This window comes from Paraburkholderia fungorum, from assembly GCF_046027605.1.
Taxonomy (GTDB): domain Bacteria; phylum Pseudomonadota; class Gammaproteobacteria; order Burkholderiales; family Burkholderiaceae; genus Paraburkholderia; species Paraburkholderia fungorum_F.
The window spans coordinates 163,948-177,225 of record NZ_JAQQEF010000013.1; the positions used below are offsets into that span (position 1 = coordinate 163,948).

The following is a 13,278-nucleotide window of genomic DNA, read 5'->3' on the forward strand; positions in this document are numbered from 1 at the left end:
TCGGGCTCCGCTCAAAGAAACAGACGATCGGTGTTGATGAAACCGCGCACGTTTTCCTCGCACGCGGTTCGGCAAAGCTCGGCGACGCCGCGCTCTGCATGGCTCAACGCAAGCTTGACCGGCTTTGGCGCGTATTCCGGATACGGATCGAGCGGGTGCTGGATCGCGGTGAGCACGACGAGCGTGTTCATCGGCGCATACAGCTCGACGTAATCGCCGGCCTTCGAATTGCCGGGCACGAAATTCAGGGCGCCCGCATCCGTGACGTCGACCCGGCTAAAAAGATTGAGCGTCATCAGCAGGTCCTGAATGCCGAGCCCCCACTTGCCCATTTCGACGAGCAGATTGTCGGTGCCGTTGCGATAGAACGCGTTGCGCAGTTCCTGGTAGCGGCCCGCACCGTAGTGTTCCTGCACTTCTTCCGCGTTCGATACACCGCCAATGCTGTCGTGCCAGCCGCAGGTGTCCGCCACGATCGCGGCAAGCACGCGGCCCATATCGGAGTACAGGCAATGACCGGCCGTGAGTTTCGCCGTGTGCTGGCACTTCAGCGTATCGGGCAGGTTGAGCCGTTCGCTCTTCTCGCTGGCATTGATCAACATCACGCTGACGTTCGCGCCACCGCGCAGGTCGGTAACGCGCAACGACTGCCCGCGCTTGACGATCAGCGACGTATGGCCGCCGCCGGGGACGGTTTCTTCGAGTAGCACATCCATGTTGTTGAAATTCCTGTCAGGCTGAGACCGCTTCGACCCGCGATGCGCCTTCCACCACGGCCTGGGCCAGATGAATGGACGACGCGCAGTCGCGGCTATGGTCGAGCGGAATGTTGTAGGTGATACGCGCACCGTAGGCGCCGGGCGCCTGAGGGTCGACGCGGACCTTGTCGAATACCAGCACGCGGCTGCCCAGCGTGAAGCCTTCCTTCAGATCATGCGTGACCATGAAGATGGTGAGTTTCGATTCGCGCCACAGGCTCAGCAGCAGCTCGTGCATGTCCTTGCGGATGCCGGGATCGAGCGCGCCGAATGGCTCATCGAGCAGCAAGACGCGCGGCTTCATCATCAGCGCCTGAGCGATCGCGAGCCGCTGTTGCATGCCGCCCGATAGTTGCTGCGGATATTTGTCCAACGCCGCGCCGAGACCGACGTGTTCCAGCATCGCCGCGGCCTCGTCACGCGCCGCACGCCGTTGCGCGCCGAACAGCCGGCCCGTGAACTTCGCGCGCGGCAATTCGAGCCCCAGCATCACGTTGCGAATCACCGTGAGATGGTCGAACACTGAATAGCGCTGAAACACCACGCCGCGATGCGCATCGGGCTCGCCGGGCAGCGGTTGACCGTCCAGCAGAATCTCGCCGCGCGTGGCGCGCTCCTGGCCGAGCAACAGCCGCAGGAAGGTCGATTTTCCGCAACCCGATGCGCCGACCAGCGAACAGAACTCGCCTGCTTCGATACGCAGGTTCAATCGTTCGAGCACGATCTGATCGCCGTATTCCTTCCAGACGTTGCGAACTTCGATCATCGTGCGGCTCCAAACCAGGGGAACGACCACTGCGTCACGCGGCGCAGCAACTCGTCGATGAGCCACGCGAGCAGCGTGATCCAGGCCACGTACGGCAGGATCACGTCCATCGCGAGGTAGCGGCGCACCAGAAAGATGCGGTAGCCGAGGCCGTCCGTCGAAGCGATCGCTTCCGCTGCGATCAGAAAGAGCCATGCCGCACCGAGCGACAGACGCATCGCCACCAGCAGACGCGGCAGCAATTGCGGCAGCACGAGACGCAGAATCAACGTCCAGCTGTTCGCGCCGAGCGTCTGCGCCTTGACCCACAACTCGGCCGGGATTTCCCGGGCTCGCGAATGCAGGTCACGGATGATCATCGGGGTAATGCCAACCACGATCAGCACCACCTTCGACAATTCGTCGAGCCCGAACACGATGAATAGAATGGGCAGCACCGCGAGCGGCGGGATCATCGAGATCACCGTGATGAACGGTGAAAACGTCGCGCTCACCAACGGAAACGACCCGGTGGCGATGGCCACCGTGAGCGCGATCACGGCGCTCACGAGGAGGCCGATGCCGAGCCGCCGCAAGCTCGAAACCGTATCAGCCCACAGCAGATACTCGCCCGTGCGCTTGTCCTCGGTGAAGGCGACCTGCTTGATGGCTTCGCTCATCTGCGTCGCGGCTGGCAGCAGCTTGTCGTCGGGATTGAGCTTGAGCCGCATCGACGACCCGGTGAAATACACCGCCATCAGCATGATGAACGGCAGCAACAGCAGCATCAGGCCGCCGCTTCGGCTGGGATGTCGATTGATGAGTCGCATGGTGGCCGCCTTGACGAATGCGTGAGAGGTTGGGCTCAGAGCTTTCCGGCCGCCGCCATTTCGACGTAGGTCGGATCGAAACGCAGCTTCACATTGCTCTTGTTGCCGACCACGACGCCTTTGTCGAACGCCATGCCGACCACGTCCGCGCTCTTGGCATCCTGTCCGAGCAGACCATGATCGAACGAGAACCTGGCAACACGCGTCATGATTTTCGGCATGTCGGGGCTGGTGACGAAATCGAGCGCGGCTTTCGGCGTGTAGAACAGCGCGGTGGTCGACAACTGGCCCCTGAAGCCCGCGAGATCGGTGCCCGATGCTTTGGCCATCGCAGTGAGCGCGGCGGTGCTGTCGGCGCTATTGGCGTGCATCAGCGCGACCATCTCGAACCACGCGCCCGTCAGCGCCTTGCCGAGGGCAGGGTTGTCATGGAGGGTTTTGGTGTTGACCACCATCATGTCCATGATTTCGCCGGGGATCTTGCTCGAGTCGAAGACTTCGGAGACGTTCGGCTGGGCTTTCAGGTCAGCGAGCATCGGGTTCCACGTCACCGTGTTTTGAACCGCGGGCGTCGCGAACGCGCCGGCGATGTCGGCATCGGACGTGTTGACCACTTTGAGGTCGCGCTCGCTCATATGCGCGCTTTCGAGGGCGCGTGCGAGCAGGTAGTGCGAAACGGAGAACTGGACCAGATTGATCTGCTGGCCCTTCAGGTTGGCAATCTGCTTACCCTTGCCCTTGATGAGCACGCCGTCGTTGCCGTTCGAATAGTCGCTGACGATCAGCGCAGTCGAATCCACGCCGCCCGAGGCCGGAATGGTCAGCGCATCCATATTGGTCATCGCGCAGCCGTCGAACTTGCCGGCGGTGTACTGATTGATGGATTCGACGTAGTCGTTCAGTTGCACGACATCGACGTTGATGCCGTATTTTTTGGCCCACTTGGAGACGATGCCCTGAGTCTTTGCCTGACCCCACGGCATCCAGCCGGCGTAGATGGTCCAGCAGACCTTGAAGTCGGTACGGCCTGCGGCGAATGCTGAAGTTGAGGCGAGGGTGGCGAGGGAGACAGCGGCGATGCCGAGAAAGCGAACGAGCTTGCGCATGAGGTTGACCTCGGAAGGGACGGTTAGCGACGGCAGGGAGCAGCGCAAACATCGCGTTCTCTCCCGGGCTTTTGTCCCGCCGTGTAACCTCGCCTGAGGTCGACAGCTCTCGGACCAGCACCTGCGTGAAGCAGGCCGGAACCCTAGCCGTCCATTTCCAGATTGTCTATGAACCGGATGATGCGCCGGCCCCTTGCCATCGTTATAAAGCGAGAAGCGTGCCAAACGGAAAGAGGCGCATTTTGCGGCGTTGCAGCGGGCGTCTGCCCCGTTTCAGTGATGGCGCGCACCCGTGTATGCGAACGGGCACTCTATTTGTGCATTGATTGTGCGAAGGCATCGTAAGTAACGAAACCCGGCCGGTTGTGACTGATTTGTGGTTTCCAACCCGGGAAGCCTCAAGCTGGTACGGCGACTACAGCCCACTAGACTCCTATAGCGAGCCGCTTTGGTCAATAGAGAGGTGTGCCCGGTTGATCGCTGAGAATCGCCGCCGGATACTCGAGGCATCGCCTCTCCGATGACAGGCTCACGTCACCCGATGAAGAGAGCAGAGCGATACGCGGCGGCCCCGGATTCTGCTGAACTTGCCGAAGGGCGCCGGACAGGGAGACGAAGTACAAGCTGGACTAAAGGGGGGCCTGAAAAAATGGCGCACGCCGATCTGGCAGTACTTGGGGGGGTGGGAATTCTCTCACTGGCCTCTCTGGTCGTATGCGGAATGTATGTGTACTGGAGCAGCGACAGATACCGCAACCGACAGCGCCGACTCGAAGCACAACATAGCGGCGCTCAATCCATCGCTCAACTCATCACTCAACTCATCGGTCAAGATGACGAGCCGTCTTCGGCAATCGAGGTCACCATGGGCACGCAACTCAGCGCTCGCTGCAAAACTTCGCTCTATCGGGCTGTGTTCAGTAACGCCCACGAAGCAAGCATCGTATTCCTGTTTGCCGATGATCGTGACGACGCCCGTCAACGCGCGGCCAGTGCGCTGGCGGCCATTCACAAAATCCCGGCGGCGAATATGCAGCTCAGCGAGCTCGCGTCGTTCCGCGAACTGGTCGATCGCGGCGTGAGCGAAGACGAAGATCTGCGAATCTTCGAAATGGCCTGGAAAGACGCGGACGTCAGCGCGTGGGCCGAACATCCGCTCTTTCTCACCGACGATCCCGGCTTGCTCGGCAAATGGGCCGAGTTGTACGCCGACCTCGCGCGCGAACTGGCTGCCAACGCGATTGAAAGAGCGCGGAACTGAGTTTGTCGCAATGGCTTGAGTTCGCGGGCGCTGCCTGTACGGAAGCTCCTGTTTCGATTGGACTCGCCTCGTCCTCCTGTTGCTAACGTCCTGCTCGCACATCACATTCAATGGCGCTTGCGGGGCCATGGGCGGTCGCAAGACCACCGGCGTACACGCGGCGGATACCAGTTTTATGTAATAGCGGTCCTTTCACCTGCTCACTATCCTCGAAGCTGCCTAGGACACTGAAGCGAACCCCGGCTCGGGGAGCGTTCAATGCTCCGGTCTGTTGGCACGACGTTGCCCGCGCATCGCGCGGCCGACATATCAATCGAGGGCGAAACGAGATGCCTAAAGCTTTTTCAGTTCCCATCACGCCGCAAGGAAAGTCCGCACTGGCAACGCTGCCGCCGTGGCACTATTCCAGTGATTGTCTCGCCATCGAATACTGGGCCGACCAGAAGGCGATCGCTGCGCTCCTGCCGCCAGGCGTCACGGTGGACGAGAAATCAGGAGGGCGCGCCTTTTTCTGGTTTCTGGACTGGCAGTTCACCGGTTCCAATGACGAATTGACGGACCCTGCGCGGTATCAATACCGCGAGGCCTTCGTTCTGGTCGAGGCAGTCTTCGAAGGTCTTCCGGTCAATTATTGCCCCTACATCTTCGTCGACAACGATGCCGCCATCGCCCGCGGATGGGCACAGGGATTTCCGAAGAAACTCGCCAGTGTCTATCAGACCCGCAGTTTCTCCGCTCCCAGCGCGGCGGCCGCGCCGCTTGCCAAAGGAAGCCGCTTCGGCGCCAGCGTGTCCGCTCACGGCGAACGGCTGGCAACCGCCCGTATCCAGCTCGAGGAACCCGTCGCTGACCCGACGACCGTTTTCAACCGGCCGACCACCATGCGCCGTTACTTTCCTCAACTCGCCGCGGGCTTTCAGGACAAACCACCCGTCGACGAACTGACGATGTCGCTCACGGACAATCTCGCGATCGTGGACGTCTGGACCGGAGCGGCGGAACTGAAGCTTCCCGAAGTCGACGGCGAGGACATGCATCTGATTGCGCCGCTGCGCGTCGGTCGAGGCTATCGGCTTGGGATGGCGTACTCGGTGACCGACCTGCGCATTCTGAAGAACTACGTCGGCTGATCGTCTGGATGGCCCCGAGCGTTGGCAAGGGGCCAGCTTATGCGGGTCACCGTCAAGATGAACGCTCGCGAAACGTCGATAGAGGATTCGCTCTCATGCCGCTCTATACGTTGATTACTCAGGACGGCGCACTCAGCAGCGACGCCAGGGCCAGGCTAGCGATGGAACTGACGACGCTGCATTCCGAATACGCGGGTGTGCCGAAAAATTGGGTGCATGTCGTGTTTCAGGACTATGCGCCGGGCAGCGGGTTCACCGCGGGAAAACCCGCGGCAACTGCCGCGCTGACGCTTTTGATGCGGGCCGGGCGGCCACCTGAATATAAGCGGGAACTGATACAGCGTCTTTGGAGACTGTTTCAGAGCGCCACTGGAGCGCCGGATGACCAGATTGTCATCGGCATTCAGGAAGTGCCAGCCAGTCAGGCGATGGAAATGGGACAGGTCATGCCGGACGTCGCGAGCGAATAGGGTAATGGCGCGCAGGCGCGCTGCGCTGCCCACGTTCACGCACCAGCAAACAACGGAATGACTGAGCGTGGTCGGCTTCGTGCCGTGCCCGATACAATCGACACCGTTGCCGCCACCGATTTCCCACTCCGATGCCCCGCCGCGCTGAAAACCTCCGTTTTGATCTTACGACGCTCCGTCTATTCGAAGCGACAGCCGAACTAGGCGCCGTCACCAAGGCGGCGGACCGTCTTGCGCTAGCGCCGGCGGCGGCTTCGAGGCGCATCACCGAGCTGGAATCGCAGTTTGGTGTGGCACTGTTCGAACGCCGCCCTCACGGCATGACGCTCACCGACGCAGGTCGCACCTTGCTTGCCCACGCCCGCAGCATGATTCATTCGGCCGCGCGCATGCACGACGACGCATCGGCCTTTCGCCAGGGCGATCGCGGGATCGTCAAAATTGCGGCTTGTACGTCTGCTGTCCTTCAGTTCCTCGCGCAAGATGTGCAGCGATGCCATGCAATGTATCCCGGCATCCGGATCGATCTGCAGGAGTTGAACAGTCACGGCGTCATGCAGGCGCTTTCACGTAGTGTCGTCGATATCGGCATCTACGAGGCCTCGCTGGGTCACCTCGATTTTCCAACCCAGAAGTATCGCGAGGACCGGCTCGTCGTGCTGACGAGCGCCGATCATCCGCTCGCCGAACTGAAGCGGGTCACGCTCCATGACCTGTTCGCATACGACGTGATTGGCCTGACCGAAGGTTCCGCGATATCAATCGCGCTCGGCCGTCTCGCGAACCATAGCGCTCGCGTCCTGCATATGCGCATCCGTGTGGGCAGCTTCGACAGCATGACCGCCATGGTCGCCGCGGGCGTTGGGATCGGCGTCATGCCGCTTGGTGTCGCCCGGGTGCTGGCGGGCGGCAGGCGCTTCCGCGTGCTGCCGATCGAAGGCGAGTGGGCCACCCGGCAGTTCCTGCTGTGCCATTTGCCGCCTGAATCCATTTCATCCTCCGCACTGTCCGTGATCGAACTCCTTGCAGCGCAGGTTTCGCAGAATTCGAAACCTGCATAGCCTAATGAGCGATGGCGCTGGGCGCCGATCCTTTTTATCTTTAGGCGTCACCGCTACCTGGAAAGTGTAGCGATCCCATCGTTCTCGCTGCTGGAGTTCCATGTCTTCGCAACCCGTTCGAATTGTCCTTTGCATCGGCGATCCCGCTGGCATCGGCGCCGAGATCATCGTGCGCCTGCTTGCGGATCCTGCCACTCGCCAACAGGCGCATGTCACTCTTATTGGCAATCACGCCGCCATCGCGCGCGGCGCGTCGGCTGCCGGCGTCGAGTTGCCGCAAGCTGCCGACTGGCTCGATATTCCGTCCTGGGCCGGCAGCGACGCGGTGTTCCCACCGGGCGTCATCAGCGAGGCCAGTGGCCGCTTCATGCTGGATTCGCTGCGCCTCGCCGTGCAATACGTAGTCGATGGGCGCGCCGACGGCGTCTGTTTTGGGCCGCTCAACAAGAGCGCGCTGCGCGCGGGCGGCATGATGGAAGAAGACGAAATGCGCTGGTTCGCGAAGCTGCTGGATCACCAGGGCGTATGTGGCGAACTGAACGTGCTCGAGCCGCTATGGACGGCGCGCGTCACCTCGCACATGCCGCTCAGGGAAGTCTCCGCGCATCTGTCGCCCCGAGCCGTGGCCGATGCGATCCGGATGCTGACTGAAGCGCTTCGGGCGTCCGGAAACGATGCGCCTCGTATTGGCGTGTGCGGGCTCAACCCGCATAACGGCGACCACGGCAACTATGGCACCGAAGAGAGCGACATCATCGAACCGGGTATGGCGCTCGCGGAGTCGCAGGGATTTGACTCGACGGGTCCGTATCCCGCGGACACGATCTTTCTGCGTGCGCGAGCCGGCGATCTCGACGGCATTGTCACGATGTATCACGACCAGGGGCAGATCGCGACCAAGCTGCTCGGCTTCGACGTAGGCGTCACCGTGGAAGGCGGCTTGCCGATACCGTTGACGACCCCGGCGCACGGCACGGCGTACGACATCGTCGGCCAGGGCAAGGCGAGCGGCACCGCGATGGCGCGCGCTTTCGATGTCGCCTGCCGCATGGTCCGATCCCGGCAGACCGCAGCCCTCTGAGCGGCGCGCGTCACCCGTCCCACAACCCATACAGACTGGCTGCGCGCGCTGCGCGTAAGCCGGCAATCTTCCGGAGGAGACATGAATCCGAAATTGACGCGTTCCCCGCGTACGCACGTTCAGCAGGGCGTGCTCACGCTTCTGTGTGCGATGTCATTCATCCTGTATCTCGATCGGGTTAACCTCGCTGCCGCAGCCGGACCAATCAAAGCCGAACTCGGCCTGTCGAACACCACGCTGGGCGTCGCATTCTCGGCGTTCGGCTATACGTATGCGATTTTTCAGATCATCGGCGGCTGGCTCGCCGATCGCATGGGCGCGCGCCGCACGTTGCTGATCTGCGGCTCGATATGGGTCGTCGCAACGATCGCAACGGGGATGGTCGGCGGTCTTGCATCGCTGTGCGCGGCGCGGTTGTTGCTCGGCGTCGGCGAAGGCGCGGCTCTGCCCGCTCAGGCGCGCGCCATTGCGAACTGGTTTCATACGAAGGACCGTGGCTTCGTTCAAGGCGTCACCCATTCGTCGTCGCGGCTCGGCAATGCCGCGGCGCCGACGCTGGTCGTGTTGCTCGCGACGCTCTATTCATGGCGTCTGTCGTTCATTCTCGTCGGCGTTTTCACGGCGGCGTGGATCGTCGTGTGGATGGTGTATTACCGGGACGATCCGCGCGCGCATCCGCGCGTCAACGAAGCAGAACTCGCGTGTCTGCCTGTGGGCATCGTCCATCAGTCGCAGGAACGTCAAGGCACGCCGTGGCGTCGCATCCTGCATCGCATGTCGCCTACGATCTTCGTGTACTTCTGCCAGGTGTGGAGCAACACGCTGTTTTTCAGCTGGGTGCCGCTCTTCTTCCTGCACGGCTACGGATTGAATCTCAAGGAGTCCGCCATATTTTCCTCTGGCGTGTTTCTCGCCGGCGTGGTCGGTGACGTCCTTGGGGGCTTTCTGAGCGACCGGGTGTTAAAGCGTACGGGCAACCTCAAGCTCGCGCGTCAGGGGGTGATTGCGTTCAGTCTGCTGGGTGCATTCGTCTTCATGATTCCGGTGATGATCAGCCGGGACCTGACAGTCGTGACGCTGTGCCTGTCCGGCGCGTTCTTCATGCTTGAACTGACCATCGGGCCAATCTGGGCAGTGCCCATGGATGTGGCCGAACGCCATGCGGGCACGGCGAGCGGCATGCTCAATACGGGTGCCGCCTTAGCCACGATCATCTCGCCCGTGGTGTTCGGGGCGGTGATCGATGCGACCGGAAACTGGAGTCTGCCGTTCGTCGGATCCTTGCTCTTTCTGCTACTTGGCACGGCTATGACACTAAAAATCCGGCCAGACCTCGACATTGGCGAGGGCCTCGATCCGTCGGGAAATGCTGACCCAATGCCGGCTCGATCTGGTCAGCGAATGAACCAAGGCGGGGAGGGAAAAAGCGTCACGGTCATGGACGCAGATGCGAGCTAAATCCGATGCGTATTTATCGCATAACCTGGCTTGATCGCGTTCGGCGGATTCCGGCTTGATGGCGTGGAGATGTTTCGTTGGCGGCGGCTCGACCCCTTCATTGCTTCGGCAACAGCGCTGTAAGTGCCGATACCCGCTCCTTCAGCACCCCATGCAGTTGCCGGATCGCGGGAAAGAACTGCTTGCGATGCGTGCAGATCAGGTTTAGCGGCGCCGCCTCGCCGGGCTGCCCGGGCATCAGCACTTCGAGTCGACCCGCCTGCACGTCGGCGCACACATCGAGCCACGATTTGTACGCAATACCCTGGCCTTCGATCGCCCAGCGCCGTGCCACGTCCGCGTCGTCGCAAAAGAGCGATCCGGCGACGGCAACCTGGCGGCGTTCGCCCTCCACCGGGAACACCCATTTGTCGTAGACGCGTCCAGCCAGGACGTAGAGCAGGCATTGGTGCGCTGCCAGTTCGTCCAGTGTGCGCGGCCGCCCATGCCGTTGCAGATAGGCGGGCGACGCGACGAGCACACGCCGGTTGTCGCTGGCAAGCGGCAGCGCGACATGGCTCGCGTTATCGGGGCGGCCGTAGCGGATGGCGATCTCGACCGGATCGCGAAACATGTCGGTCAGCTGATCCGACAAAAAGAGCCGCACCGACAGCTTCGGATGCGCCTCGCGAAACGCCGTGATCCAGGGCAGCAGAACATTGCGGCCCAGATCCGACGGCGCGGCGATCTGCAAAAGCCCCTGCAGCACATCCGCCTCGCCACACAGGCGCTCGCGCCCCTCCTGCAATGTCGCGAGCACCTGCTGCGCGTACGGCAGATAATCCTCGCCTTGGGCAGTCAGCCGCAGGCTGCGCGTGGAGCGTGCAAACAAACGAATGTCGAGCTCGCGCTCGAGCCTTTGAACTGCCGCGCTGACCTGGCCCGGCAGCAGACCCGCTTCGCGAGCCGCGTTCGAGAAGCTGCCGAGCGCAGCGGTGCGCACGAACAGCGCCAGGTCGTCGAACCGAATCATTTTCATTCCTGTAGTGAAAGTTTTATCCGATTTTCGCCGTTTTTCGAAATGCTTGTGCAGCGCATCATTAAAGGCTGTCCAAGTCGCAAAAGCGGCTCGCTCTCGAACACCAACTAGTAACGCAGATGAAAGCCATCGTTTACGACCAAACCGGGCTGCCGGCCGAAGATCCGCGCGCACTTTACGAAACGGAATTGCCGAAGCCCGAGCCAGGGCCGCACGATCTGCTAGTGAAGATTCGCGCGATCGCGGTGAACCCTGTCGACGCCAAGGTCCGGGCGGGGCTTCTAGGCGATACGCCGCGCCTGCTCGGATGGGATGCCGTCGGGACGGTGGAGGCGGTCGGCGCGGCGGTCACACTCTTCAAGGTCGGCGACGGTGTGTTTTACGCCGGTTCCGTCACCCGCCCCGGCGCCTATGCCGAGTACAGCGTCGTCGACGAGCGCATCGCCGGTCATCAACCCACCACGCTCGATGACGCGCGCGCCGCTGCATTGCCGCTCACTTCAGTCACGGCCTGGGAACTGCTCTTCGATCGCCTCTGCGTTGCCGAGGGCGGCGGCGACGGTGACGCGCTCCTGATTATCGGTGCGGCCGGCGGCGTTGGCTCGATTCTCACTCAGCTCGCGCGGCAATTGACGAAGCTGCGCGTGATCGGCACGGCATCACGGCCGCAGACGCAAGAATGGGTTCGAGATCTGGGCGCGCACGACGTCATTGATCACACGCGTCCGCTGGCAGAAGAGCTAGGTCGGATCGGCGTTGCGCAGGTGCGCTATGTCGCGAGCCTCACGCATACCGAGGTCCACTATCCCCAGATCGTCGAAGTGCTCGCGCCGCAAGGCAAGCTTGGCGTCATCGACGATCCGCAAACACTCGACGCGATGCCGCTCAAGTTGAAGGCGATCTCGCTGCACTGGGAACTCATGTTTACGCGCTCTTTATTCGAGACGCCGGATATGATCCGCCAGCACGAGATCCTTGAGCGCATCGCCGCGCTGATCGATGCCGGCACGCTGCGTACGACACTCGGCGAGCATCTCGGGTCGATCAACGCCGAAAACCTGCGGCGCGCGCACGCCCTCATCGAAAGCAATCGCGCGCGCGGCAAGATTGTTCTCGAAGGGTTTTGAGTCGCCAGCCGGCTTTCTGTTTCTGTTGCCGTGAGCTGCCGAAGCAGGTCGAGGCCGTGACAAGAACATCGATTTTCTACGGGCGGCGGCGTTACGCCGGAAGTTAGCCGCAAGATTTATTAGGTGGCCGTTCAGGCCAGAAGAGGAAACAGTTCTACGATGAAGCTCACTAAAATCCTTCTCGCGTGCGTCGCCTGCGCCTCGGTTTCCGGCGCGGCGCTTGCCGACGACGGCACGCTTGCGCCTCGCGAAGTGCCCGCGAAGACCATTCCGGTGCCGACGGAAGTCAGCCCCCAATTGCAAAAGCTCATTGCGGCGCCACTCAACCCCGCCTGGAATGTCTTGTGGACGACCGGCGAGCAATGGAGAAAGGCTGCCGACGCACAGGCCGCCAAGACCATGCAAACGCTCCCGGCCATGCGCGAGCGTCTGGACGTGACGGTGCAGGCATCGACGATCAATGGCGTAAGGGTGCACATCGTGACGCCCAACAATATTCCGCCCGAACATCGCGACAAGGTGCTGATTCATATCCACGGCGGCTGCTATGAGCTTTACCCTGGCGAGTCGGGAACGGGCGAGGCCATCATCATGGCGGGTCTTGGACACTACAAGGTCATTTCGGTCGACTACCGCATGCCGCCCGAGGCTTATTTCCCCGCGGCGATCGACGACGTCGAGACTGTGTATAAGTCAGTGCTCCAGAAGAACGACCCGAAGAATGTGGGCGTTTTCGGGACCTCGGCCGGCGGCGCGCTCGTGCTTGAGCTGATGCTGCGCGCGAAGCAGGAAGGGCTGCAAATGCCGGGTGCGATCGCGCCCGGTACGCCGATGTCCGACCTGACGAAGACTGGCGACTCGTTCTACACGAATGAAAAGGTGGACAACGTGCTGGTGTCGCCCAATGGGTTCTGCCATGCCGCGGCAGTTGTCTACGCGCACGGTCATGATCTGAAGGACCCGCTGCTCTCACCCGTCTACGGCGATATGCATGGCTTTCCGCCGGCGATCCTGACCACCGGAACACGCGACTTGCTGCTCAGCAACACGGTCCGTGTACATCAGAAGCTGCAGCAGTCCGGCGTCGATGCACAACTCGAAGTTTTCGACGGAATGTCGCACGCTCAGTACCAGATGGATGATCGCGTGCCCGAGGACAAAGCTGCATTTGCAGAAATCACTCAATTCTTCGACAGGCATCTCGGCCATTGATCCCATTCAGGGGAAGCGCTG

The 13,278-nt window shown here is 61.8% G+C and carries 13 protein-coding genes and 1 riboswitch; of the genes, 8 read left to right on the forward strand and 5 right to left on the reverse strand.

Annotation, left to right across the window (positions count from 1 at the left end):
• Positions 1 to 11 precede the first annotated feature (11 nt).
• Genes PQR53_RS22130 through PQR53_RS22145 form a run of 4 tightly spaced genes read right to left on the reverse strand, consistent with a single transcriptional unit; the run spans position 12 to position 3,439 of the window.
• Positions 12 to 716, reverse strand: a complete 705-nt coding sequence (locus PQR53_RS22130) for an urea amidolyase associated protein UAAP1 (RefSeq protein WP_408458383.1) — start codon at positions 714 to 716, stop codon at positions 12 to 14.
• A 16-nt stretch (positions 717 to 732) separates the two neighbouring features.
• Positions 733 to 1,524, reverse strand: coding sequence for an ABC transporter ATP-binding protein (locus tag PQR53_RS22135; RefSeq protein ID WP_408458386.1), 792 nt, complete (start codon positions 1,522 to 1,524; stop codon positions 733 to 735).
• The gene (locus PQR53_RS22140) at positions 1,521 to 2,333 is read right to left on the reverse strand and encodes an ABC transporter permease (RefSeq protein ID WP_408458389.1); all 813 of its coding nucleotides are present in this window, start codon (positions 2,331 to 2,333) and stop codon (positions 1,521 to 1,523) included. The genes PQR53_RS22135 and PQR53_RS22140 overlap by 4 nt, the downstream gene beginning before the upstream one ends.
• A gap of 35 nt (positions 2,334 to 2,368) precedes the next feature.
• Complete coding sequence (locus PQR53_RS22145; RefSeq protein WP_408458391.1) at positions 2,369 to 3,439, reverse strand: putative urea ABC transporter substrate-binding protein; 1,071 nt, start codon at positions 3,437 to 3,439, stop codon at positions 2,369 to 2,371.
• A gap of 58 nt (positions 3,440 to 3,497) precedes the next feature.
• Positions 3,498 to 3,597: riboswitch (guanidine-I (ykkC/yxkD leader) on the reverse strand.
• Positions 3,598 to 3,980: 383 nt separating this feature from the next.
• Between PQR53_RS22145 and PQR53_RS22150 the strand changes: the two genes are divergently transcribed.
• The 6 genes from PQR53_RS22150 (at position 3,981) to PQR53_RS22175 (ending at position 9,900) form a co-directional block, all read left to right on the forward strand.
• Entirely contained in the window at positions 3,981 to 4,700 is a 720-nt protein-coding gene (locus PQR53_RS22150) for a hypothetical protein (protein ID WP_408458394.1), read from the forward strand.
• Between the two features lie 329 nt (positions 4,701 to 5,029).
• Positions 5,030 to 5,830, forward strand: coding sequence for an acetoacetate decarboxylase family protein (locus tag PQR53_RS22155; RefSeq protein WP_408458397.1), 801 nt, complete (start codon positions 5,030 to 5,032; stop codon positions 5,828 to 5,830).
• Between the two features lie 95 nt (positions 5,831 to 5,925).
• Positions 5,926 to 6,300, forward strand: coding sequence for a tautomerase family protein (locus PQR53_RS22160; RefSeq protein ID WP_408458400.1), 375 nt, complete (start codon positions 5,926 to 5,928; stop codon positions 6,298 to 6,300).
• A 131-nt stretch (positions 6,301 to 6,431) separates the two neighbouring features.
• Entirely contained in the window at positions 6,432 to 7,361 is a 930-nt protein-coding gene (locus PQR53_RS22165; protein WP_408458402.1) for a LysR family transcriptional regulator, read from the forward strand.
• A 100-nt stretch (positions 7,362 to 7,461) separates the two neighbouring features.
• Positions 7,462 to 8,442 (forward strand): 4-hydroxythreonine-4-phosphate dehydrogenase PdxA, encoded by a 981-nt coding sequence (locus tag PQR53_RS22170; RefSeq protein ID WP_408458405.1) that lies wholly within the window; start codon positions 7,462 to 7,464, stop codon positions 8,440 to 8,442.
• Between the two features lie 81 nt (positions 8,443 to 8,523).
• The gene (locus PQR53_RS22175) at positions 8,524 to 9,900 is read left to right on the forward strand and encodes an MFS transporter (protein ID WP_408458408.1); all 1,377 of its coding nucleotides are present in this window, start codon (positions 8,524 to 8,526) and stop codon (positions 9,898 to 9,900) included.
• Between the two features lie 97 nt (positions 9,901 to 9,997).
• Here PQR53_RS22175 and PQR53_RS22180 read toward each other — a convergent pair whose 3' ends face one another.
• Entirely contained in the window at positions 9,998 to 10,912 is a 915-nt protein-coding gene (locus PQR53_RS22180) for a LysR family transcriptional regulator (protein WP_408458411.1), read from the reverse strand.
• A gap of 125 nt (positions 10,913 to 11,037) precedes the next feature.
• Between PQR53_RS22180 and PQR53_RS22185 the strand changes: the two genes are divergently transcribed.
• Both PQR53_RS22185 and PQR53_RS22190 read left to right on the forward strand, forming a co-directional pair.
• Positions 11,038 to 12,045 (forward strand): zinc-binding alcohol dehydrogenase family protein, encoded by a 1,008-nt coding sequence (locus PQR53_RS22185; protein ID WP_408458414.1) that lies wholly within the window; start codon positions 11,038 to 11,040, stop codon positions 12,043 to 12,045.
• 159 nt (positions 12,046 to 12,204) lie between these two features.
• Positions 12,205 to 13,257: an alpha/beta hydrolase gene (locus PQR53_RS22190; RefSeq protein WP_408458417.1), complete on the forward strand. Its 1,053-nt coding sequence runs from the start codon at positions 12,205 to 12,207 to the stop codon at positions 13,255 to 13,257.
• Positions 13,258 to 13,278 lie beyond the last annotated feature (21 nt).